The 23,759-nt window shown below is 68.7% G+C and carries 19 protein-coding genes; 12 read left to right on the forward strand and 7 right to left on the reverse strand.

Annotation, left to right across the window (positions count from 1 at the left end; translation table 11 throughout):
- Positions 1-10 precede the first annotated feature (10 nt).
- The 4 genes from rplI to rpsF all read right to left on the reverse strand — a co-directional run bounded on the left by rplI (position 11) and on the right by rpsF (position 1,768).
- Complete coding sequence (gene rplI / locus Sri02f_RS30490) at positions 11-457, reverse strand: 50S ribosomal protein L9 (protein WP_057609128.1); 447 nt, start codon at positions 455-457, stop codon at positions 11-13.
- A gap of 18 nt (positions 458-475) precedes the next feature.
- Complete coding sequence (rpsR, locus tag Sri02f_RS30495) at positions 476-712, reverse strand: 30S ribosomal protein S18 (protein ID WP_020130672.1); 237 nt, start codon at positions 710-712, stop codon at positions 476-478.
- Between the two features lie 81 nt (positions 713-793).
- The gene (locus Sri02f_RS30500; RefSeq protein WP_109004560.1) at positions 794-1,399 is read right to left on the reverse strand and encodes a single-stranded DNA-binding protein; all 606 of its coding nucleotides are present in this window, start codon (positions 1,397-1,399) and stop codon (positions 794-796) included.
- Between the two features lie 78 nt (positions 1,400-1,477).
- Complete coding sequence (rpsF, locus tag Sri02f_RS30505; RefSeq protein ID WP_006604399.1) at positions 1,478-1,768, reverse strand: 30S ribosomal protein S6; 291 nt, start codon at positions 1,766-1,768, stop codon at positions 1,478-1,480.
- A 286-nt stretch (positions 1,769-2,054) separates the two neighbouring features.
- Between rpsF and Sri02f_RS30510 the strand changes: the two genes are divergently transcribed.
- The 3 genes from Sri02f_RS30510 (at position 2,055) to Sri02f_RS30520 (ending at position 4,815) form a co-directional block, all read left to right on the forward strand.
- The gene (locus tag Sri02f_RS30510) at positions 2,055-2,366 is read left to right on the forward strand and encodes a hypothetical protein (RefSeq protein WP_109004561.1); all 312 of its coding nucleotides are present in this window, start codon (positions 2,055-2,057) and stop codon (positions 2,364-2,366) included.
- A gap of 220 nt (positions 2,367-2,586) precedes the next feature.
- On the forward strand, positions 2,587-3,708 hold the full coding sequence (femX, locus tag Sri02f_RS30515) for a peptidoglycan bridge formation glycyltransferase FemX (protein WP_109004562.1): 1,122 nt from the start codon (positions 2,587-2,589) through the stop codon (positions 3,706-3,708).
- Positions 3,709-3,783: 75 nt separating this feature from the next.
- Positions 3,784-4,815 (forward strand): alanine racemase, encoded by a 1,032-nt coding sequence (locus tag Sri02f_RS30520; RefSeq protein WP_069769286.1) that lies wholly within the window; start codon positions 3,784-3,786, stop codon positions 4,813-4,815.
- Positions 4,816-4,930: 115 nt separating this feature from the next.
- On the opposite strand, the gene Sri02f_RS30525 is transcribed toward Sri02f_RS30520, so the two are convergent.
- Both Sri02f_RS30525 and Sri02f_RS30530 read right to left on the reverse strand, forming a co-directional pair.
- Complete coding sequence (locus tag Sri02f_RS30525) at positions 4,931-6,430, reverse strand: glycosyltransferase family 87 protein (RefSeq protein WP_109004563.1); 1,500 nt, start codon at positions 6,428-6,430, stop codon at positions 4,931-4,933.
- Between the two features lie 131 nt (positions 6,431-6,561).
- The gene (locus Sri02f_RS30530; protein ID WP_174855737.1) at positions 6,562-9,258 is read right to left on the reverse strand and encodes a transglycosylase domain-containing protein; all 2,697 of its coding nucleotides are present in this window, start codon (positions 9,256-9,258) and stop codon (positions 6,562-6,564) included.
- A gap of 352 nt (positions 9,259-9,610) precedes the next feature.
- On the opposite strand from Sri02f_RS30530, the gene Sri02f_RS30535 reads away from it, so the two are divergent.
- The 4 genes from Sri02f_RS30535 to Sri02f_RS30550 all read left to right on the forward strand — a co-directional run bounded on the left by Sri02f_RS30535 (position 9,611) and on the right by Sri02f_RS30550 (position 13,417).
- A complete protein-coding gene (locus Sri02f_RS30535) occupies positions 9,611-10,294 on the forward strand; it encodes a PadR family transcriptional regulator (RefSeq protein WP_109004564.1) in 684 nt (227 codons plus the stop codon).
- Between the two features lie 44 nt (positions 10,295-10,338).
- Positions 10,339-11,421 (forward strand): inositol-3-phosphate synthase, encoded by a 1,083-nt coding sequence (locus tag Sri02f_RS30540; RefSeq protein WP_109004565.1) that lies wholly within the window; start codon positions 10,339-10,341, stop codon positions 11,419-11,421.
- Between the two features lie 95 nt (positions 11,422-11,516).
- Entirely contained in the window at positions 11,517-12,776 is a 1,260-nt protein-coding gene (locus tag Sri02f_RS30545) for an MFS transporter (protein WP_109004566.1), read from the forward strand.
- 125 nt (positions 12,777-12,901) lie between these two features.
- Positions 12,902-13,417 carry an LppU/SCO3897 family protein gene (locus Sri02f_RS30550; RefSeq protein ID WP_109004567.1) on the forward strand — a complete coding sequence of 172 codons (516 nt, stop codon included), beginning with the start codon at positions 12,902-12,904 and terminating at the stop codon, positions 13,415-13,417.
- 110 nt (positions 13,418-13,527) lie between these two features.
- On the opposite strand, the gene Sri02f_RS30555 is transcribed toward Sri02f_RS30550, so the two are convergent.
- Positions 13,528-14,994 (reverse strand): CCA tRNA nucleotidyltransferase, encoded by a 1,467-nt coding sequence (locus tag Sri02f_RS30555; RefSeq protein ID WP_109004568.1) that lies wholly within the window; start codon positions 14,992-14,994, stop codon positions 13,528-13,530.
- Between the two features lie 258 nt (positions 14,995-15,252).
- Between Sri02f_RS30555 and Sri02f_RS30560 the strand changes: the two genes are divergently transcribed.
- From Sri02f_RS30560 to Sri02f_RS30580, 5 genes are all read left to right on the forward strand, one after another.
- Positions 15,253-17,646, forward strand: a complete 2,394-nt coding sequence (locus tag Sri02f_RS30560) for a DUF6049 family protein (RefSeq protein WP_109004569.1) — start codon at positions 15,253-15,255, stop codon at positions 17,644-17,646.
- 45 nt (positions 17,647-17,691) lie between these two features.
- A complete protein-coding gene (murJ, locus tag Sri02f_RS30565; RefSeq protein ID WP_109004570.1) occupies positions 17,692-20,010 on the forward strand; it encodes a murein biosynthesis integral membrane protein MurJ in 2,319 nt (772 codons plus the stop codon).
- 194 nt (positions 20,011-20,204) lie between these two features.
- On the forward strand, positions 20,205-21,923 hold the full coding sequence (locus tag Sri02f_RS30570; protein ID WP_109004571.1) for a protein kinase family protein: 1,719 nt from the start codon (positions 20,205-20,207) through the stop codon (positions 21,921-21,923).
- Between the two features lie 27 nt (positions 21,924-21,950).
- The gene (gene sigM / locus Sri02f_RS30575) at positions 21,951-22,676 is read left to right on the forward strand and encodes an RNA polymerase sigma factor SigM (RefSeq protein ID WP_109004572.1); all 726 of its coding nucleotides are present in this window, start codon (positions 21,951-21,953) and stop codon (positions 22,674-22,676) included.
- On the forward strand, positions 22,673-23,599 hold the full coding sequence (locus Sri02f_RS30580) for an anti-sigma factor family protein (RefSeq protein WP_109004573.1): 927 nt from the start codon (positions 22,673-22,675) through the stop codon (positions 23,597-23,599). Before sigM ends, Sri02f_RS30580 begins: the two co-directional genes overlap by 4 nt.
- Positions 23,600-23,759 lie beyond the last annotated feature (160 nt).

Consider the following 23,759-nt stretch of genomic DNA (forward strand, 5'->3'; position numbering starts at 1 on the left):
GACGCAGCGATCAGGCCGCGACAACCTCGATGCTGACCTTGGCGGCAACCTCGGGGTGCAGACGCACGGACGTCTCGTGGGCGCCCAGGGTCTTGATCGGCGAACCGAGCTCGATGCGGCGCTTGTCGACCTCGGGGCCACCGGAAGCCTTGATCGCCGAAGCGACGTCGGCCGGGGTGACAGAACCGAAGAGACGACCGGCGTCGCCGGAGCGAACGGCCAGACGGACCTTGACGCCCTCGAGCTGGGCCTTCACAGCGTTGGCCTGCTCGATGGTCTGGATCTCGTGGATCTTGCGAGCGCGACGGATCTGCTCGACGTCCTTCTCGCCACCCTTGGTCCAACGGATCGCGAAGTTCCGCGGGATCAGGTAGTTGCGAGCGTAGCCGTCCTTGACGTCGACGACGTCGCCTGCGGCACCGAGGCCAGAGACCTCGTGGGTGAGGATGATCTTCATTTGTCGGTCACCCTTCCCTTATCGCGCCTGGGCGGTGTAGGGCAGCAGCGCCATCTCACGGCTGTTCTTGACGGCCGTGGCGACGTCACGCTGGTGCTGCGTGCAGTTGCCGGTCACGCGGCGGGCACGGATCTTGCCGCGGTCGGAAATGAACTTCCGCAGCATGTTCGTGTCCTTGTAGTCCACGTACGTGACCTTGTCCTTGCAGAATGCGCAGACCTTCTTCTTAGGCTTGCGCACAGGCGGCTTCGCCATGGTGTTTCTCCTGTGTGATCAAGAAGTTGGGATACGATCCGCCTTCGACCCGAACAGGCCCGGAAGACCGGGCCCGTGGGTCTAGAAGGGGGGTTCGTCCGAGTAGCCGCCACCGCTGCCAGTGCCGCCGCCGGAGTTTCCACCCCAGCCGCCGCCACCGCTGCCGCCCTGGTTTCCACCGGCGGGAGCGCTGGTCGCCCACGGGTCGTCGGCGGGAGCGCCGCCGCCCTGCTGACCGCCGCCGGAGTTTCCACCCCAGCCGCCGCCGGCCTGGCCGCCGCCACCGCCGCCGTAACCACCCTGGCCGCCCTGACCACCGCGGCCGGAGGCCTTGGTGACCTTGGCCGTGGCGCTGCGAAGGCTGGCGCCGACTTCCTCGACATCCAGCTCGTAGACCGTGCGCTTGACACCCTCACGGTCCTCGTAGGACCGCTGCTTCAACCGGCCCTGCACGATGACGCGCATGCCTCGCTGAAGCGACTCCGCGACGTTCTCCGCCGCCTGACGCCAGACCGAGCAGGTCAGGAACAGGCTCTCGCCGTCCTTCCACTCGTTCGTCTGACGGTCGAAGGTGCGGGGAGTGGACGCGACACGGAACTTCGCGACCGCCGCACCGGAGGGGGTGAAGCGCAGCTCGGGGTCGTCGACAAGATTGCCGACGACCGTGATGACGGTCTCGCCTGCCATGGGGGAACCTCTCGGCGGGTTTGCTGCTGGCTGCTAGTGCTGCTACTCAGAATCCCGAGATCGGCTGAGCTCGTGAGCTCAGTGGGTCTCGGGACGGAGGACCTTGGTCCGGAGGACCGACTCGTTCAGGTTCATCTGGCGGTCGAGCTCCTTGACGACCGCAGGCTCGGCCTGCAGGTCGATGACCGAGTAGATGCCCTCGGGCTTCTTCTTGATCTCGTACGAGAGACGACGACGGCCCCAGGTGTCGACCTTCTCCACCTTTCCGTTGCCCTCACGGACGACGGAGAGGAAGTTCTCGATCAGCGGGGAGACAGCGCGCTCCTCGAGATCGGGGTCGAGGATGACCATCACTTCGTAGTGACGCATGTGGAACCCACCTCCTTTGGACTCAGCGGCCACGGTCGATCCGTGGCAGGAGGGTTGTGATGCGTACGCAACGGTATCGGCCGCCACTGACAATCGGGGGTCGACGAGCGAGTTCCCCGGTCTGAGCTGGGTTGACCCCTGGCTCTGGCTGGGCAGACACCGGTGCAGAGGGTACAGACTACCTGCACACACGCTTCCGGTTGAAATCCGGCGTGGTTGCCCCTCAGTCTGTACACGTCGGGTGTGTATGGCGCTACGATGCGCCGCCTTCCGCAGGAGGTGCCCCATGGCACAGGCATTGCGACCGAACACCGCCGGTTCTCTCTTCGCCACCGACGGCAAACCCCATCCCCTCCAGGACACTCTGCTGGCGGTGACGCTGGTGCTGGGGCTGACGGCCTTCATCACGTCGTTCTTCCACAGCCTCCACCTGCTCAGCTCCTGGACCGGTCTGGTGGCAATCCTGACCGGCGCCTACGGACAGTGGGTCTCCGAGACCACGCGTGAGCGCTTCGGCCTGATCCTCGGTCTCGGTGCAGCGGGCGTCGGTTTCTTCATCGGCATGGCGCACGGCGGTCTCTTCGGCGGAGTCTGGTGACCCCACCGGTGCCGGCCCCGGCACCGGGACCACCGTCCTCACCGAAGGATACGTAGGACACACAGGACACCTACGAACCCACACGGAACGCCCCGGCGGCACGCGGGCCGGGGCGCGGGTGGCGTACGCCCAGTCAGGCCGCTCGCACGGAGCAGTAGGCTTCGGCGCGAGAGCCGGAGCCCCTACCCATGGGGACACCCCAGCCCGAGGAGCGCCCCGAATGAGCCTGACCCTGAGGACGATCAGCCGAGAGCAGCATCTGGCATACATCCAGAGCCTGCCGTCGGCGAGCCACATGCAGGTTCCGGCCTGGGCCGACGTCAAGGCCGAGTGGCGTTCGGAGAACCTCGGCTGGTTCGACGAACGAACCGGTGAACTGGTCGGCGCGGGTCTGGTCCTCTACCGCCAACTGCCCAAGATCAAGCGCTACCTGGCCTATCTGCCCGAGGGCCCGGTCATCAACTGGTACGCGCCGAACCTGACCGAGTGGCTGGAACCGATGCTGGCGCACCTCAAGCAGCAGGGCGCCTTCTCGGTGAAGATGGGTCCGCCGGTGATCATCCGCCGTTGGGAGGCCATCTCGATCAAGGCGGGCATCCAGAACCCGGACGTGAAGCGACTGCGCGACATCGAGGCCGACTTCATCGAACCGCGCGCCTTCGAGGTGGCCGACAAGCTGCGCCGCATGGGCTGGCAGCAGGGTGAGGACGGCGGCGCAGGCTTCGGGGACGTCCAGCCGCGCTACGTCTACCAGGTGCCGCTGGCGAACCGCTCCCTCGAAGAGGTCCACAAGAACTTCAACCAGCTGTGGCGACGCAACATCAAGAAGGCCGAGAAGGCCGGCGTCGAGGTCGTCCAAGGCGGCTACCACGACCTGGAGGAATGGCAGCGGCTGTACGAGATCACGGCGGTCCGCGACCACTTCCGGCCGCGACCCCTGTCCTACTTCCAGCGGATGTGGACGGCCCTCAATACCGAGGACCCCAACCGGATGCGGCTGTACTTCGCCCGCCACAACGGCGTGAACCTGTCGGCGGCCACGATGCTGATCGTCGGCGGCCACGTCTGGTACTCCTACGGGGCCTCCGACAACATCGGCCGCGAGTTCCGTCCCTCGAACGCGATGCAGTGGCGCATGCTGCGTGACGCCTACGCGCTGGGCGCCACCGTCTACGACCTGCGCGGCATCTCCGACTCGCTGGACGAGACCGACCACCTCTTCGGCCTGATCCAGTTCAAGGTCGGCACGGGCGGTCAGGCCGCGGAGTACCTCGGCGAGTGGGACTTCCCGCTGAACAAGCTGCTCCACAAGGCGCTCGACATCTACATGTCGCGCCGCTGACGTCACGTTCAGTGATTCCATACCTCTGACGCACCTCCCCACACGGCAGCCACGAGAAAGGTCCCGGGTCCGGCCATGGCGCTCACGCTCTACGTCGACACCGCGCGCTGGCGGGCGCATCACAAGCACGTGCAGGAGCAGTTCCCGGGACTCGTACCGGTCTGCAAGGGCAACGGCTACGGCTTCGGGCACGACCGGCTGGCGGAGGAGGCCACCCGGCTGGGCTCGGACGTCCTCGCCGTCGGCACGACGTACGAGGCCGCGCGCATCAAGGACTTCTTCGGGGGCGACCTGCTGGTGCTGACGCCCTACCGGCGGGGCGAGGAGCCCGTGCCGCTGCCCGACCGGGTCGTGCGCTCGGTGTCGTCGGTGGACGGCGTGTACGGCCTCGTGGGCGCGCGGGTGGTCATCGAGGTGATGTCGTCCATGAAGCGGCACGGCATCAGCGAGCAGGACCTGCCGCAGCTGCACTCCGCCATCGAGAACGTGCGGCTGGAGGGCTTCGCCATCCATCTGCCGCTGGACCGCACCGACGGCTCCGACGCCGTCGAGGAGGTCATCGGCTGGATGGACCGGCTGCGCGCGGCCCGGCTGCCGCTGCACACGATGTTCGTCAGTCACCTCAAGGCCGACGAACTCGCCCGGCTGCAGCAGCAGTTCCCGCAGACCCGCTTCCGTGCGCGCATCGGCACGCGGCTGTGGCTGGGGGACCACGATGCCACCGAGTACCGCGGCGCGGTCCTGGACGTCACCAAGGTCGCCAAGGGCGATCGGTTCGGTTACCGGCAGCAGAAGGCGGCCTCGGACGGCTTCCTGGTGGTCGTGGCGGGCGGTACGTCGCACGGGGTGGGCCTGGAGGCCCCCAAGGCCCTGCACGGCGTCATGCCGCGCGCCAAGGGCGTCGCCAGGGCCGGCCTCGCCACCGTGAACCGGAACCTGTCGCCGTTCGTGTGGGGCGGAAAGCAGCGCTGGTTCGCCGAGCCGCCGCACATGCAGGTCTCCATCCTGTTCGTGCCCTCGGACGCGCCGGAGCCGCACGTCGGCGACGAGCTGGTGGCCCATCTGCGGCACACCACCACGCAGTTCGACCGGATCGTGGATCGCTGAGCGTCCCCAGGACAGCCTGGCGCGCCCAGGAGACAGTGAGAGGCCGTACGCGGGTTCCGCGTACGGCCTCTTCCGTGTCCGGTGCCGGGCTGGTGCCGGACGGCTTGCCGTTCGCTCACGGCGAACTGTCGACGACCTCCTGCTTGCCCCACTCCACCTGCGGCCCGTCGAAGTGGGAGGCGTGCCGCGGCGGATGCGCCGCGCTGCCGAGGACGAAGACGTCCTCCGCCCCGTCCAGCACACCGCCCGAGGGGTCGTCCTCGCCGGCCCGTCGCACGACGTCCCGTTCCGGCATGAGGATGTCGCGGACGACCACACCGCACAGGTAGAGCGTCCCCGCCAGATGCACACCGATGGCCCAGTGGTAACCGTCGGTCGGCAGTCCCATGTGGGCCTCGCCGCTCATCGTGTACGCGAGGTACATCCAGATGCCGAGGAAGTAGGCGACCTCGCACGCCTGCCAGATCAGGAAGTCACGCCACTTCGGCCGGGCGAGCACCGCCAGCGGCACCAGCCACAAGACGTACTGCGGCGAGTAGACCTTGTTGGTGAGGATGAAGGCCGCCACGATCAGGAAGGCCAGCTGGGCGAAGCGGGGACGGCGGGGGGCGGTCAGCGTCAGTGCCGCGATGCCCACCGCGCACAGCGCGACGAGGAGCGTGGCGAGGGTGTTCACACTGTCGGTGGTGAGCGGGTCGCGGGAGTTCTGGGCCAGGATCAGCCAGAAGGAGCCGAAGTCGACGCCCCGCTCCTGGCTGAAACGGTAGAACTTCGACCAGCCCTCGAAGGCGAAGAGCATGACGGGCAGGTTCACCACGAGCCAGGAGACGGCCGCACCGCCCAGAGCCTTGCCGAAGTCCCGCCACTTGCCCGCGCGCCAGCACAGCACGAACAGGGGGCCGAGGAGGAAGACGGGATAGAGCTTGGCGGCCGTCGCAAGCCCCAGCAGGACCCCGAAAGCCAGGGACCGGCCCCGGGACCACATGAGCATCGCCGCGGCCGTCAGGGCGACCGCCAGGAGGTCCCAGTTGATCGTCGCGGTCAACGCGAAGGCGGGCGCCAGGGCGACCAGGAGACCGTCCCAGGGACGCCGGGCGTGTGTCCGGGTCACGCAGACGGCGATGACGGCCGCGCACGCCATCAGCATCCCGGCGTTGACGATCCAGTACCACTGCTCCTGGTCCTGGATGCTGCCCCCGCCCGGCGTCAGCCAGTTGGCCACCTCCATGAACACGCCGGTGAGCACCGGGTACTCCAGGTAGTCCATGTCGCCGGGGAGCTTGTCGAAGTACGGCACGAGCCCGTCGGCGAAACCACGCCCCTGATAGAGGTGCGGGATGTCCGAATAGCAGGCGTGCGTGTACTGGGTGGTGGCTCCGAAGAACCAGCCCCCGTTGTAGCAGGGCGCCTTCTGGATCAGTCCGAGGGCGAACATCCCGATCGCCACGAGCGCGACGATCCGCACGGGAGTCCACCAGGACGTCCCCAGCAGGGCCCGTCGGCCGAGAGGGCCGCCGATCAGCTCACTGCCGGCCGCGGCCACCGGGTCGTCGCTGGTCGGCCTTACCGGATCCGGCTCATGCACGCGCGCCGGCGAGGATTCTGCACTGGGCATGTGCGCCATCCTGCCGTACAGAGCTAGGAAAACGCCGAGGACCGCCCCACCTGGTCCGGTGGAGCGGCCCTCGTTTCACGTGAAACATCCGCATGTTTCACGTGAAACACGCAAGCCGGGCGATAGCACGGTCACCCGGCCGGGCCTCCGAAGAAGCCACCGCCGGTGTTCCCTCTGTTGTCGCCGGGCGTCTCGGAGGTGGTCGGCGACGGGCTGGTCTCACCCGTGCCGCCGTTTCCGTTGCCGTTGCCGTTGCCGTTGCCGTTGCTCGTCCCGCCGTCGTTCGCGCAACCGAAGAACTTGTTGCAGGTCTCCGTCGCCGACGGCGACGGCTCGACCGCCGTCTTGCTCGGCGTCGGGGACGGCGACGTCTCCTCCTCCGCGCTCTCGGTGGCCGAAGGAGTCGGGGTCGGGGACGGTTCCGCGTTGATGACCTCACCGATGGGCTGCGGCTCCGGGAAGTCCTTCGACGGTGTGCCCTTCAGCGCCTCGAGCATGTAGTCGTGCCAGATCTGCGCCGGGAACGATGCGCCGTGGATCTTCTTCTGGCCACCGGTTCCGAACATCTTCAGGAACGTTCGGTCCTTCTTCGACTCGTCGTCGTCGTACCGGAACATGGTGACCGCGGTCGACAGCTGCGGGGTGTAGCCCACGAACCAGGCCGACTTGTTGCCGTCGGTGGTACCGGTCTTGCCCGCCACCTCACGGCCCGGCAGCTGGGCGTTCGTGCCGGTGCCCTTGTCGACCACGGTCTTCAGGACGTCCGTCACGTTGTCAGCGACCTTGGCCGTGAACGCCTGCTTCGTCTGCGCCTCGTGCGTGAAGATCTGGCCCTTCTCGCTCGTGACCTTCTCCACGGAGTACGGGTCGCGCTGCTTGCCGCTGGCGGCGAAGGTGGCGTACGCGCCGGCCATCCGGATCGCGCTCGGGTCGGAGATGCCGATCGAGAACGACGGGAAGCCGCTGTTGGTCAGGCTGGACTCCTTCAGGCCCGCGCTGACGGCGGAGTCCTTGACCTTGTCCAGGCCCACGTCCATGCCGAGCTGCACGAAGGCGGAGTTCACGGACTCCCGCATCGCCTCACGCAGGTCGATCTTGAAGTCGGGCGCGTCGCCCACGGAGACGTTGCCGTCATTGGTCTGGAGCCACTCCTCGCCCTTCTCGTTCTTCCAGATCGAGTGGTCGTAGTTCCTGATCTTGAGCTTGTTCTGTCCGCTGAACAGACTCTTGGGCGAGACGATGGTGCGCTCGTCCTGCGCCTGCGAGGAGCCCAGGTCCGGGTCGCGCACGCCCCAGGTCATCGCGGCCGCCAGCACGAACGGCTTGAAGGTCGAACCGACCTGGGCGCCGGTCTGGTCCGCGTTGTCGGTGAAGTGCTTGGTGGCGTCCTCACCACCGTAGATGGCCCGGATGGCGCCGGTGTCCGGCTCCACGGACGCGCCGCCGAACTGGACGTGCGTGTCCGTGTCCGGCCGCTGCTCCGGCTTGATGTTGGCGTCCTGGACCTTCTTGACCGACGCCTGCAGCTCGTTGACCTTGTTCTTGTCGAAGGTCGTGTAGATCGAGAAGCCGCCCTGCTGCAGCAGGTCCGGGGTGACCCCGGTCTCCTTGCTGTGGGTCACCAGGTAACCGTTGGCGAGGTCGACGAGGTAACCGATCTGACCCTTCAGATCGGTGTTCGACCGGGGGTTCTGCCACTTGGGGAGCGTGGTGTACTTCGCCCGCACCGAGGCGTCCAGATGGCCGTACTCGACCATCTTGTCGAGGGTGTCCTGCATCTGTCGCAGGGCCCTCCTGCTGTTGGCCGCGGGCGTGGCGCCGACCGAGTCGACGGACGTCGCGCCGGCCGGGTCGTAGTAGGTGGCGCCCTTCAGCATCGCGGCGAGGAACGCGCACTCACCCGGGTCGAGCTTGATCGCGTCCTTGTTGAAGTAGGCGCGCGCAGCGGCCTGGATCCCGTAGGCGTTGCGCCCGTAGTACGCGGAGTTCAGGTAGCCGGCCATGATCTGGTCCTTGTCGACCTCCGCGCCCACCTTGATGGACACGAAGATCTCCTTGAACTTCCGGGAGATCGTCTGCGACTGGTCGTTCAGCATGGCGTTCTTGACGTACTGCTGGGTGATCGTGGATCCGCCCTGCGTCTGTCCGCCCCGGGCCATGTTGAACACGGCGCGGGCGATGCCCTTGGGGTCGATGCCGCTGTCGTCGTAGAAGGTCTTGTTCTCCTGCGAGATCACCGCCCAGCGCATCTCCTCCGGGATCTGCGAGAGGTCGACGTTCTGCCGGTTCGTCTCACCACCGGTGGCAACCATCTGGCTGCCGTCCTTCCAGTAGTAGACGTTGTTCTGTGCCGTGGCCGTCTTGGCGACGTCCGGGATGCCCACCATGGCGTACCCGATGCCCGCCACGGCCACCAGGCTGCCGATGAAGCCGACGAACAGGCCCGCGACGAGCTTCCACGAGGGCATCCAGCGCTGCCAGCCGTACTTGTCGGCGCGCGGGTAGTCGATCAGACGCTTCCGGTCGGGCGCCGAGCGCCCTCTGCCCTGTCCGGGCCCGGTCTGACCGCCGCGGCGACCCGCCGCGGGGTCGGCTGCTCTCCGCCGACCGCCGCCCGGGTTTCTCTGGGACGTGCGCCGGGCGTCGGCGCGGCTGCCGGTCGGCTGCTCCTCGCTTCCGGACCCATGGCCCAACCCGTAGTCGGCAGGAGATCCGGTGGCGCCTCGCGGTGCCGCGCGGCGGCCGGAGGACGCACCGGACTGGCCGCGTCGGGCCGCGGCACGTCCGCCTCCCTGCGGCTGCGGCGGTTTGCGACGGTGCTCGCTCATCGAACGATTACTCCTCGGGCAGGCGCATCCGTGCGCGCCTGGAAAAGGCGGCTGGTTTCCTGTCCCCCCGAAGTACGGATGCGGTCGCTTGCGCATTCACCCGTACTGCACCGAGGACCTCGACGCCCCCCGGCGTCTCATGGGTCCCGGTGGTGTGCATGGCGCACAGACTACGCACCGCCAAAACCCACCTAGCCCCGAAGTTCACCCCAAATCAGGCAAGTCGCCTGCAACGAATCAGTGATGTGATCCCGTTCACCATCCCTCCTCTTGTCGCAACCGGAAGGCCGTTCTATCGTCTAGATGTATCGAGTCGATACATCAGCGCGGCATAAGCCGAGAGGAGGCGACCATGAGCCGGCGTTCCGGGATCCTTGAGTTCGCCGTCCTCGGCCTGCTGCGCGAGTCCCCCATGCACGGCTATGAGCTGCGCAAACGACTCAATACGTCGTTGGGTGTGTTCCGTGCGTTCAGCTACGGCACGCTCTATCCCTGCCTCAAGACGCTGGTCGCCAACGGCTGGTTGATCGAAGAGCCGGGGAGCACCCCTGAGGACGCCCTCGCAGCTCCTCTCGCGGGGCGACGCGCCAAGATCGTCTATCGGTTGACGGCGGAGGGGAAGGAGCATTTCGAGGAGCTCCTGTCCCAGACGGGCCCCGACGCGTACGAGGACGAGACCTTCGCCGCTCGTTTCGCCTTCTTCGGCCAGACGTCGCGCGATGTCCGCATGCGCGTCCTGGAGGGCCGTCGCAGCCGGCTGGAGGAGCGTCTGGAGAAGATGGGCGCCTCCCTGGCGCGCACCCGGGAGCGCCTCGACGACTACACGCTTGAGCTCCAGCGCCACGGAATGGAGTCCGTGGAGCGCGAAGTGCGCTGGCTGAACGAGCTCATCGAGAGCGAGCGGGCCGGACGAGACCTCAAGGGTTCACCGTCCGGGGGGTCCGCTCAGCAGCACACCACATCTGGATCGACGGGCGGCCTGCCCCGCCCCGGGGACACCTCCGGGACGGATTCGCCCGACGAAACCGCCACGTGAGCGCCCATTCAGGGCCTCACTCGTACACACAGGGAGCAACCGGAATGGGTTCGGTTCGCGTAGCCATCGTCGGCGTGGGCAACTGCGCGGCGTCGCTGGTGCAGGGCGTCGAGTACTACAAGGACGCCGACCCGGCGACCAAGGTCCCGGGCCTGATGCACGTGCAGTTCGGGGACTACCACGTCGGTGACGTCGAGTTCGTCGCCGCCTTCGACGTCGACGCGAAGAAGGTCGGCCTCGACCTCTCGGACGCCATCGGTGCCAGCGAGAACAACACCATCAAGATCTGCGACGTCCCCAACAAGGGCGTCACGGTCCAGCGCGGACACACCCTCGACGGTCTCGGCAAGTACTACCGCGAGACCATCGAGGAGTCCGCGGAGACGCCGGTCGACGTGGTCCAGATCCTGAAGGACAAGCAGGTCGACGTTCTCGTCTGCTATCTGCCCGTCGGCTCCGAGAACGCGGCGAAGTTCTACGCCCAGGCCGCCATCGACGCCAAGGTCGCCTTCGTCAACGCCCTCCCGGTCTTCATCGCCGGCACCAAGGAGTGGGCGGACAAGTTCACCGAGGCGGGCGTCCCGATCATCGGCGACGACATCAAGTCCCAGGTCGGCGCCACCATCACGCACCGCGTGATGGCGAAGCTGTTCGAGGACCGCGGTGTCCGTCTCGAGCGCACCATGCAGCTCAACGTCGGCGGCAACATGGACTTCAAGAACATGCTGGAGCGCGACCGCCTCGAGTCCAAGAAGATCTCGAAGACGCAGGCCGTCACCTCGCAGATCCCCGACCGTGACCTGGGCGAGAAGAACGTCCACATCGGCCCCTCGGACTACGTGGCGTGGCTGGACGACCGCAAGTGGGCGTACGTCCGCCTCGAGGGCCGCGCCTTCGGTGACGTCCCGCTGAACCTGGAGTACAAGCTCGAGGTCTGGGACTCCCCGAACTCCGCGGGTGTCATCATCGACGCCCTGCGCGCCGCGAAGATCGCCAAGGACCGCGGCATCGGCGGCCCCATCCTGTCGGCGTCGAGCTACTTCATGAAGTCCCCGCCGGTGCAGTACTTCGACGACGAGGCGTACGACAACGTCGAGAAGTTCATCCGCGGCGAGGTCGAGCGCTAACCCGACCCCGTACGGAAAATTCGCTCCTGCCAGGGCTGAGAAGGGTCCCCGGGTCCACTGACCCGGGGACCTTCCCCGTATGTGAGGCTGTGCCCATGGCCGCCCGTGATCTGCGCGTTCTGCTGCGCTTGAGGAATTTCCGGCGCCTGCTCGCCGTGCGGCTGCTCTCCCAGTGCGCGGACGGCGTCTACCAGGTCGCGCTCGCCACCTATGTCGTGTTCTCGCCGGAGAAGCAGACCTCGGCCGCCGCGATCGCCTCGGCCATGGCGGTCCTGCTGCTGCCCTACTCGTTGGTCGGGCCCTTCGCGGGCGTCCTTCTGGACCGCTGGCGCCGTCGTCAGGTGCTCCTGTACGGCAATCTGCTGCGGGCCCTGCTGGCTTCGGTGACGGCCGTCCTGACCATCAGCCAGGTCCCCGACCAGCTCTTCTACGCCTCGGCGCTCTGTGTCACCGCGGTCAACCGTTTCGTCCTCGCCGGGCTGTCGGCAGCCCTTCCCCGTGTGGTCGACGGCGAGCGGCTGGTGATGGCCAACTCCCTTTCCCCGACGGCCGGGACGCTGGCCGCGGTCGCGGGCGGCGGTCTCGCCTTCGTCGTCCGGCTGGTGGTCGCGGACACCGACGCGGCCGTGGTGCTGCTGGCGTGCGGGCTGTATCTGTGCGCCGCCCTGGTGTCCCTGTCGATGGCCGTGGATCTGCTCGGCCCCGACGACGGTCTTGGACGGCCCCGGCTGGCAGCCGCGCTCAGGGGCACCGCCCACGGCCTTTCGGCCGGTGTACGCCACCTCGCCGAGCCCCGGCGCAGAAAGGCCGCCTGGGCGCTCGGCTCGATCTCACTGATGCGGTTCTGCTACGGCGCCCTGACCGTCATGGTGTTGATGCTGTGCCGGTACGCCTGGGCGTCCGAGCCGGACGACGGACTCGCCCTCCTGGGACTGGCGGTGGGCGTCTCCGGCGCCGGCTTCTTCGTCGCGGCGGTGGTGACCCCCTGGGCGGCGGGCCGGCTCGGCCCGCTCCGCTGGATCGCCGTCTGCGCCGCGGTAGCCGCGGTTCTGGAGCTCGCCCTGATGCTTCCGTTCACCCAGGTCACCACGTTCGTCGCCGCGTTCGTGCTGGGGCTGGTCACCCAGGGCGCGAAGATCTCCACCGACACCGTCATCCAGTCCTGCGTGGAGGACGGCTTCCGCGGCCGGATCTTCTCGCTCTACGACGTCCTGTTCAACGTCGCCTTCGTCGGCGCCGCGGCCGTCGCCGCCCTGATGCTTCCCTCTGACGGTCGCTCAGCGGCACTGGTGGTAACAGTCGCCGTTATCTACGGGGCAGTTGCTGGCACTATGGCCCGCTTTACGCGCCGGTGAGTGTCACATCAATGACACAGACGTCTCCTCGGCTACAAGGTTGTCAGTGGGGCCCGGTAACTTACGTGCGTCTTACCTCGCGAGTGATTTCGCGCCACGTCCAAGTTTTCTAGGGGGACCCCCAAGTGTCGACTCCGCCGCCCCACGGCCAGAACCCGTTCGCGCAGCCGGGCCAGCAGCCCTACGGCCAGCCCGAGGGGCAGGCTCCGTACCCGCCGCAGGGCGGCTACCCCCAGCAGCCCGGCCAGCCCGGCTACCCCACCGCCCCGTACGGCGCGGTCCCGCCGGAGCAGCCCCGCCGCAAGGTCAGCTTCAAGCTGATCAAGAACATCGTCATCGTGCTCGCCGTCGCCGGCGTGGCCATCGGCGCGTACATATCCAGCCAGGACGACGCCAAGACGGCGGCCGTCGGCGACTGCATGCACCGCGGCAACAGCGACGACAACAACCCCGACCTCGAGGTCGTCAAGTGCGACTCCTCGCAGGCGCAGTTCATCGTGCTGGCGAAGGTCAAGGGCACCTACACGCAGCTCACGGCCGACAGCAAGTGCGAAGCAGAGGCCAAGGACTTCCAGTACTCGTACACCGAGAGCGGTGACGGCAGTAACTTCCTGCTCTGCCTGAAGGACTACAAGAAGTAAGCCTGTTGCGGACAGGGGCGGTGTTTCACGTGAAACACCGCCCCTTCGCCTGTCCGTCCTGCGCATCGTCAGGGTCGTGTTTCACGTGAAACATGACCCCGTTTCGCGCGTCAGTCCTGCTCGGCCCACCACTCCTTGAGGGCCGACACCGCGGCGTCGTACTCCATCGGTCCGTTCTCCAGCCGCAGTTCCAGCAGGTGCTTGTACGCTTTGCCGATGGCGGGACCGGGGCCGACGCCCAGGATCTCCATGATCTGGTTGCCGTCCAGGTCAGGACGGATCGCGTCCAGCTCCTCCCGCTCCTTCAGCTGGGAGATGCGCTCCTCCAGCCCGTCGTAGGCCCGGGAGAGTGCGGCCGCCTTGCGCTTGTTCCGTGTCGTGCAGTCCGAACGCGTCAGCTTGTGGAGCCGTTCGAGCAGCGGCCCCGCGTCTCGTACATAGCGACGCACCGCGGAGTCCGTCCACTCGCCCATGCCGTACCCGTGGAAGCGCAGGTGGAGTTCGACCAGACGGGAGACGTCCTTCACCAGCTCGTTGGAGTACTTCAGAGCCGTCATCCGCTTCTTCGTCATCTTCGCGCCCACCACCTCGTGGTGGTGGAAGGAGACGCGGCCGTCCTTCTCGAAGCGACGGGTGCGCGGCTTGCCGATGTCGTGCAGCAGTGCGGCGAGCCGCAGAACGAGGTCGGGCCCGTCCTCCTCCAGCGCGACGGCCTGCTCGAGAACGATCAGCGTGTGCTCGTAGACGTCCTTGTGCCGGTGGTGCTCGTCACTCTCCAGCCGCAGCGCGGGCAGCTCGGGCAGCACCCGCTCGGCGATGCCGGTGTCGACCAGCAGGGAGAGTCCCTTGCGCGGGTGCGTGGAGAGGATCAGCTTGTTCAGCTCGTCCCGCACCCGCTCGGCCGAGACGATGTCGATGCGGTCGGACATCTCCCGCATGGCCGTGACGACGTCGGGGGCGACCTCGAAGTCGAGCTGGGCCGCGAAGCGGGCGGCACGCATCATGCGCAGCGGGTCGTCCGAGAAGGACTCCTCCGGGGTGCCCGGGGTGCGCAGCACCCGTGCCGCGAGGTCGTCGAGGCCGCCGTGCGGGTCGATGAACACCTTCTCCGGAAGCGCCACGGCCATGGCGTTCACCGTGAAGTCCCGCCGCACGAGATCCTGCTCGATGGAGTCGCCGTACGACACCTCGGGCTTGCGCGAGGTGCGGTCGTAGGCCTCCGAGCGATAGGTGGTGACCTCGATCTGGAAGCATCGGTCGACGTCTCCGACGCGGGCGTCCTTCTGGACGCCGACGGTGCCGAAGGCGATCCCTACCTCCCACACGGAGTCCGCCCACGGCCTGACGATCTTCAGGACGTCCTCGGGCCGGGCGTCCGTCGTGAAGTCCAGGTCATTGCCGAGCCGACCGAGCAGCGCGTCCCGGACCGAGCCGCCGACCAGGGCGAGGGAGAACCCGGCCTCCTGGAAGCGGCGTGCGAGGTCGTCGGCGACAGGGGCGACCCGCAGCAGTTCACTCACCGCGCGGTGCTGCACCTGGCTCAGGACACTGAGATTGTCTTCGTTGGCGTTCGGCACAACAGAAGAGGGTACGTGGCCGCGCGAGCCGAGGCCGCCCGGTTTAGCGACGATCGGACAGGTCAGTCGATAGGCAGGCAAGACGGGTCCTTGCCCTCCTTACCGCCGCTTCTCCTTATACACGCACATAGCGGACGAGCCGACCGTCTTCCACGATCTTGTGGAGCAGTCCGCGGCACTTCCCCTCAGCGCGCATCGTTACGATGCGTGGACGCACATTCCGACGACCACTGACGACGACGAGGGACGGGCGAACGCGTGGCCGAGGCGGCAGACTTCCCAGGGATGACTCCCTCACCTGCCCGCCGGTGGCTGCGGCGCACCGGCGCACTGCTCGCCGGGGCGCCCCTGCTGGCCGGTCTTCTCCAGCTGCCCGCCGCCACCGCGCAGGCCGCAGCCCCGGCCGGTGTCAAGGAGGGCTCCGACGGGGGCACGGTGGCCGTCGCCGTCGACTCGCTCAGCCCCAGCGCCCCCTCCGACGGGGACACCCTGACCGTCTCGGGCACAGTCACCAACAACGGCAAGCAGGCGGTCACGGCCGCCCACGTGGACCTGCGGGTCGGTGACGCGCTCGCCACCCGCTCGGCGATCGACAGGGCCGCCAAGCGGGCGGACGCTCTCGCCGACGACGGCGTCCCCGTCGACGGCAAGTACGCCGCCAAGTTCGCCCGGCTCACGCCCGGCGTGGCCCAGCACTTCAGCATCTCCGTCCCGGTCGACAAGCTCGACCTCGGCAAGGACGGCGTCTACCCGCTCGGAGTCTCCCTGTCCGGCCGGACGTCCGCGCAGCAGTGGGACCAGGTCCTGGGCGTGCAGCGGACCTTCCTCCCGTGGCAGGGCGACGAGGCGGACACCCGGACGCCGACGACCGTGCTGTGGCCGCTGATGTCCACCGTCCACATGACGGCGGAGACGCGCTCGAACGCACAGCAGACGCCGGTGTTCCTCAACGAGGACCTGGCCAAGGAGATCGCCCCCGGCGGCCGCCTGGACCAGATGCTGACCCTGGGCAAGGCGCTCGACGTCACCTGGGTGATCGACCCGGACCTGCTGGCGTCCGTCGACGCCATGACCGGCAGCTACCGCATCCGGGGCGACGACGACACCACGACGGCCGGCACTCAGCAGGCGGCCGCCAAGCGGTGGCTCGACGAGCTGCAGGACGCGGTCACGGGCAAGGAGGTCGTCGCACTGCCCTTCGCCGACCCCGACCTGGCCTCGCTCGCGCACAACGGCACCGGTGTCGCCGGCTCCCTCAGCCAGCTCAAGGAGGCCACCGACGTCGCCGCCACCACGGTGGAGACGGTGCTCCACGTGACCCCGAGCACCGACTTCGCCTGGCCGGTGGAGGGCGCCGTGGACCCGTCGATCGTCAAGGTCGCCACCTCCGCCGGCGCCGACAAGGTCATCGCGCGCAGCGACAGCCTCGCCGAGACCGGCGACCTCTCCTACACCCCCTCCGCGGCCCGTCCCATCGGCGGTGGCACCACGGCGGTGGTCGCGGACTCGCGGCTGTCCAGGATGTTCGAGGGCGATCTCACGAGGGCCTCCGCGTCCACGCTCGCCGTGCAGGAGTTCCTCGCGCAGAGCCTGGAGCTGAATCTGCAGACGGACAAGCAGCGCAGCATCGTCGTCGCCCCCCAGCGCATGCCGACCGCCAGCCAGGCACGGGCGCTCGCGGAGGCCGTCACACAGCTCCAGGGCGGCACCTGGTCGCAGCCCCAGCAGCTCGCGGCGGCCGCGAAGGCCAAGCCGGACCCGGCCGCCAGCACGAAGGTGCCGTCCAGGTCCTCGTATCCGGCCTCACTGCGCAAACGGGAGCTGCCCCGGTCCGCCTTCGAGGAGATCGCGGACACCCAGGACAAGCTCGACAACTTCAAGGTGATCCTCGCCAACGAGGCGAGGGTGGTGACCCCCTTCGGGCGGGCCACAAACCGTGAGATGTCCACGTCCTGGCGAGGGCGCAGCGGCGCGGCGAGCGCGTTCCGCCAGAGCGTGCGGACGTACCTCGACACGCTGACCGGGCAGGTCAAGCTGATCGACAAGTCGGAGACCAAGCTCTCCGGACGCAGCGCCACGATCCCGGTGACCGTGCAGAACAACCTGGTGCAGGGAGTCGGCCACCTGGTCCTGCGGCTCACCTCCACCAACCAGACGCGTCTGGAGATCTCCGGCGAGCCCTACGCGGAGCAGCCGATCACGGTCTCCGGCGGCCATACGACGACGGTGAAGTTCAGCACATCTGCCAAGGTCAACGGCCAGACGACGGTGATCGCCCAGCTGTACACCGAGGACGGCCAGGAGTACGGGGCGCCGGTGACCTTCGACGTGAAGGTCACCGAGATCACGGCCACGGTGATGCTGGTCATCGGCGGCGGCGTCCTGCTCCTGGTGCTGGCCGGCTTCCGCATGTACACCCAGCGCAAGCGGGCGGCCGCCCGCGAAGCCGAGGAAGCCGACGAGGACGGCCCCGACGAGGGCGACGGGCCCGCGGGCGACCCGCAGAAACCTGCGGGGCCCCAGGACCGTCACAGTGAAGAGTCCGGCGCATCAGCCGGGGCAGACGACCCGGAGCAGCCGAGTGACGAGAGCCCGGACACCGAAGCGGAAAGCGCAGACCCGTCCGGCACGGGTGAGAGAGTGGACCGTTGAGGATGTCGTGGCCGGTGGGCCCGGGACGATGAGGTGGGGTAAGCCATGAACGCGCCGTACGACGGTGACCGCGGCCGGGCCGCGGGCGGCTCGGGGCACCCCGAGGGCCCGCCGCCCGAGCAGGGCCAGGTGCCGCCGCAGCACCCCGCGGACATGTACCTCCAGGACGCCTACGACCAAGACCCCTACCGGTCCCAGGACCTCACCGCGCAGGACCCCGTCGCCGAGGCGCTCTACGACCGCGCGGCGCACCCTCCGCCGCCCCCGGGCGCCTTTGAGCCGCCGCAGCCCCTCTACGGCCAGCCCCCGCAGTCCCCGTACGCCCCCGACCCCCACGTGTGGGCCCAGACCCCCGCCCCCGAGCCGGAGGGCCCCACGCAGTACCTCCCGTACGGCGACGACCCCCGCACCACCCAGTTCGTGGGCGTGGACGACCTGGTCACGCACTCCGGCGAGCAGCAGCACCAGCCGGACGCCTTCGCCCATCTCTTCCGGGACCAGCAGCAGAGCGGTTACCAGCAGCAGGCCGGCTACCAGCAGCAGAGCGACGCCCGTCCGTCGGCGGAACCCCCGGCCGTGCCGGGTCCCGCCCAGCCGCCGGGCGTCCAGGGAGCATCGCAGCAGTACCAGGCCCCGGCGGCCGCCACGCCCGCGGTCGACCAGACCATGAACCTCACCGCGACGCCCGACACGGCGCCGGCCCCGGCCGCCGCGCCCCCCGCCCCCAAGAAGGGCGGTCGCGCGTCCGGACTGCTGAAGTCCAGCGCCGTCATGGCCGCGGGCACGATGGTCTCCCGCCTCACCGGCTTCGTCCGCTCCGCGCTGATCGTCTCCGCGCTGGGCGTCGGGCTGCTCGGCGACACGTTCCAGGTCGCCTACCAGCTGCCGACGATGATCTACATCCTGACCGTCGGCGGCGGACTCAACTCCGTCTTCGTACCGCAGCTCGTGCGCGCCATGAAGGAGGACGAGGACGGCGGCGAGGCCTACGCCAACCGGCTGCTCACCCTGGTCATGGTGGCGCTCGGCCTGCTCACGGTCGCCGCGATCGCCGCGGCCCCCGTCCTGATCCGCCTGCTGTCCGACTCGGTCGCCAGCGACCCCGCGGCCAACCAGGTCGGCATCACCTTCGTCCGCTACTTCCTGCCCTCGATCTTCTTCATGGGCGTCCACGTGGTGATGGGTCAGATCCTCAACGCACGCGGGAAGTTCGGCGCGATGATGTGGACGCCCGTCCTCAACAACATCGTCATCATCGTGACGCTGGGCATGTTCATCTGGGTCTACGGCACCGCCGCCGACTCCGGAATGAAGGTCACGACCATCCCGCCCCAGGGCGAGCGCCTCCTCGGCATCGGGGTCCTGCTCGGTCTGGTCGTGCAGGCCCTCGCAATGATCCCGTACCTGCGTGAGACCGGGTTCCGGCTCCGGCTGCGCTTCGACTGGAGGGGCCACGGCCTCGGCAAGGCGGCGACGCTCGCCAAGTGGACCGTCCTCTTCGTCCTGGCCAACCAGGCCGGCGCACTCGTCGTGACCCAGCTGTCCACGTCGGCCGGCAAGGACTCGCCGGTCGACGGCACGGGCTTCGCCGCCTACGCCAACGCCCAGCTGATCTGGGGTCTGCCGCAGGCCATCATCACCGTCTCCCTGATGGCCGCCCTGCTGCCCCGCATCTCGCGCTCGGCCGCCGAAGGCGACGGCGGCGCGGTCCGCGACGACATCTCGCAGGGCCTGCGCACCACGGCCGTGGCGATCGTTCCGATCGCCTTCGGCTTCCTCGCCCTCGGCATCCCGATGTGCACGCTGATCTTCGGTTCCTCGGGCACCAGTGAAGCCACGAACATGGGCTTCATGCTGATGGCCTTCGGTCTCGGCCTGATCCCCTACTCCGTGCAGTACGTCGTCCTGCGCGCCTTCTACGCCTACGAAGACACCCGCACCCCCTTCTACAACACCGTCATCGTGGCCGCGGTCAACGCGAGCGCCTCGGCGGTCTGCTACTTCGTCCTGCCCGCCCGCTGGGCCGTGGTCGGCATGGCGGCCTCCTACGGTCTGGCGTACGCGATCGGCGTCGGCGTCGCCTGGAACCGGCTGCGCAAGCGGCTCGACGGCGACCTCGACGGCTCCCACGTCCTGCGGACGTACGCCCGTCTGTGCATCGCCTCCGTGCCCGCCGCGCTGATCAGCGGCGCTGCCTGCTACGGCATCGGCCACAGCCTGGGCCAGGGCGTTCTCGGATCCTTCGCCGCGCTGCTGGCCGGCGGGGCGCTGCTGCTCGGCGTCTTCTTCGTCGCCGCCCGCAGAATGCGCATCGAGGAGCTCAACTCGCTGGTCGGCATGGTCCGCGGCCGCCTGGGGCGCTAGAGACCGCCGGACGGATCAGGTCCGGGGAAAGGAGCGCCGCCTGTTGAACGAAGGTGAACGAGGGGCAGTCGCACAACCATCGTTCGCCGCCGTGTGTCGTGCATAGCGGCGGACTGTGGGCACAATTGGGTTCGGCGTCGGACGGCGCGCACGAGGTCGAACGGCGCGCACTGAATGGGGAGGCAGGAACGACGGTGGCAGAACGGAGCACAGCTGCCGTCGACGTGGCAGACAACAGCGGTGATGAACCGCTGACCGCACAAGCGGACCAGTCCACGGCCGACGGGGTGGTCAAGAACCGGGAGCAGGACACGGACAGCGACGAGGCACAGGGGAGTGGCGGGGCGGAGCGTCCCGGGAAGGCCTCACCGCCGGAACTGCACAGCGGCCACAAGCTCGCCAGACGCTACCGTCTCGAAGAGTGCGTCACCCGTCTGGACGGTTTCAGCAGTTGGCGTGCCGTCGACGAGAAACTCCGTCGTGCCGTGGGCGTCCATGTCCTGCCCGCGGACCACGCCCGGGCCCGTTCGGTGCTGGCCGCGGCGCGCTCCTCGGCGCTGCTCGGCGATCCCCGTTTCGTCCAGGTACTGGACGCCGTCGAGGAGAACGACCTCGTCTACGTCGTCCACGAGTGGCTGCCCGACGCCACCGAGCTGACCGCGTTGCTCGCGGCCGGCCCGCTGGAGCCGCACGACGCCTACCAGATGGCCAGTCAGATCGCCTCCGCGATGGCCGCGGCCCACCGGGAGGGCCTGGCGCATCTGCGGCTCAACCCCAACGCCGTGCTGCGCACCTCCTCAGGACAGTGGCGCATCCGCGGCCTCGCCGTGAACGCCGCCCTGCGCGGCATCGCCACCGATGCCCCTCAGCGCACCGACACCGAGGCCATCGGCGCACTGCTGTACGCGGCGCTCACCCAGCGCTGGCCGTACGAGAACGACGCCTACGGCCTGTCCGGGCTGCCGAAGGACATCGGGCTGATCGCCCCCGACCAGGTGCGCGCCGGCGTCCACCGGGGCCTGTCGGAGCTGTCCATGCGCGCGCTGGTCAACGACGGTGCGACCGCCTCCCGGCACGAGGCCGCCTGCACCACGCCGGAAGAGCTGGTGAAGGCGATCGGTGAGATGCCGCGCATCCGGCCGCCGGAGCCCGCGTTCACCGCACCGCCGGAGTACCAGCGCACGACGTACCAGCAGGGCACCTACGGCCGGCCGGCACCGCATCCCGGTGTCACCCAGCAGGTCACGGCCCCGCCACCCCCGCTGCAGAGCCGTACCGGAAAGGCGCTGAAGTGGGCGGTCTCCGCCCTCCTCATCGCCGCCCTCGGCCTGGGCAGCTGGCAGCTCGCGGACGCCCTGATGGACCAGAGCAACTCCGACGACACGAACCGGACGCAGACGACGGACGAGGGCGACAAGAACAACGCCGTCCCCAAGCCGGTCAAGCCACTGAAGATCCAGGACGCGGCGGAGTACGTGGTGAGCGGCGACGCCCAGCACCCCGGCGACGTGGGTGAGACCTACGACCACGACAGCTCGACCTACTGGCGGACGTCGAGCTTCATCGACGGCCCGAGCCTCGCGCCCTACAAGCCGGGCGTGGGCATCGTCTACGACCTCGGTTCGGCGCAGGAGATCTCGAAGGCGACCATAGGGCTCTACTACGAGGGCGATCACACGACCGTGAACCTCTACGCCGCGGACTCCCTGAATCCGTCGCCGAGCGCCCTGAAGTCGATGAAGAAGATCGGCACCCTCACCACGACCGGAACCACCGCTACCGTGAAGGCGTCCAAGCCGATCAAGACACGGTACGTGCTCGTGTGGCTCACGGCCCTGCCGTACGCTGCCGGCGACCAGTACAGCGACGCCGGCCACAAGCAGGGCATCACCGACGTGAGGTTCACGGGTTGACGTCTCACCGAAGGGGGAGGGGGTCCGATGGCGGAAGGCTCCGGATACGACGGAGTGAGCGACCAGGACCTCCTCAGCCGTCACGTCGAGGGCGACCCCGACGCCTTCGGTGAGCTCGTGCGGCGTCACCGCGACCGACTGTGGGCGGTGGCCCTGCGCACGCTGGGAGACCGCGAGGAAGCCGCTGACGCCGTCCAGGACGCCCTGGTGTCCGCCTACCGGGCCGCCCACACCTTCCGCGGCCAGTCCGCCGTCACGACCTGGCTGCACCGCATCACCGTGAACGCCTGTCTGGACCGTGCGCGCAAAGCCGCCTCCCGCAAGACCTCGCCGGTCGACGACACCGAGCGCCTGGAGCAACTGCTCGACCCCCATGAGTCGGCCTCCGCGCCGGCGGAACGCAACGACGTGCACCGCCAGCTCGTCGAAGCGCTCGGCACGCTCCCGCCCGACCAAAGGGCCGCCCTCGTCCTCGTGGACATGCAGGGCTACCCGGTCGCCGAGGCCGCCCGCGTGCTCGACGTGCCGACCGGGACGGTGAAGAGCCGCTGTGCCCGGGGCAGAGCCAGACTCCTGCCCTTGCTCACCCACCTGCGCCCCGAAGGATCCGGCGCCAGGAGAGAAAGCAGCCCAGGACGGAACCGGGCGCAGGGGACATCCGTCCCACCGGCAGCGGACCTTCGCGACGAGGGGCCGGGCAACGCCGGGACAGGCGATTCAGCTGCTGTGAAGGGCGGAGGTGGGCGAGCGTGACATCGACGACGGACACGACCGGGCACCCGGACGTCACGGAGATCTCCGACCTCACCGAGGGCCTGCTCACTCCCGCTCGAAGCGCCGACGTACGTCGCCATCTGGACGCCTGCGAGCTCTGCGCCGACGTCCACGCCTCGCTGGAGGAGATCCGCGGCCTGCTGGGCGACCTTCCCGGGCCGCCGCGCATGCCGGACGACGTGGCCCATCGCATCGACGCCGCGCTGGCGGCCGAGGCTCTGCTGAACGCCACGGCACCGGATCGCGAGCCTGCTCACGAGACGGCTGCCGCCGTCACCGCTGACACCGACGCGACCGCTGACGCCGAGGCGTTTCCTGTTTCACGTGAAACAGCGGCGACGGTGGACCGCCCCTCGGGGCATCCCCGCGCCACCACCACCGGCCCGGGCCGCAAGGACCGACTGAACCGCAGGCGGGGCAACCGCCGCAAGGTCGCCGTCCTCGGCGCGGTCTTCACGGCCGCGGCGCTGGGGCTCGGCTCCGTCCTGGTGTCGTCCCTCACAGGCGACGGGAACCCGGGCAGCGCGACCCATCAGTCCGCGGCGCCCGACACCTTCTCCGCGAGCAAGCTGGAGACTCAGGTCACCGATCTCCTGGCCAAGGCCGGCGGTTCCCACTCCCCGGCCAGCATGGGCATCCAGGGCGAGCCCGAGAGCCAGACGCCGAAAATCCTGCGGCAGCCCAGCGTTCCCCCCTGTGTGCAGAAGGGCATCGGACGCGACGAAGGAGCCCTCGCCACCGAGGTGGGCACATACAAGGGGACGGACGCCGTCCTCGTCGTCCTGCCCGACACCACGGACAGCACGCGGGTCGACGCCTACATCATGGACACGGCCTGTGTGGATCATCCGTCATCGGGCCCGGCCAGGGTGCTGCTGACGACCTCTTACGTCCGCCGCTGACGAACCGACGCTTCAACCCGTTCCCGCGCGGTACCCCCCTCGGCATCCCGCACGGCGTCCTCCCTTCGTGTGCCCGGACACAGCGGGAATGTACGCCCCTTAGGATCCGTTGGGTGGGGTGAGAGTCCAGAGAGGCTCCCCCGGTCGACCGACGCTGTCC

It is taken from the genome of Streptomyces rishiriensis (assembly GCF_003112535.1).
In the GTDB taxonomy this organism is placed as follows: Bacteria; Actinomycetota; Actinomycetes; order Streptomycetales; family Streptomycetaceae; genus Streptomyces; species Streptomyces rishiriensis.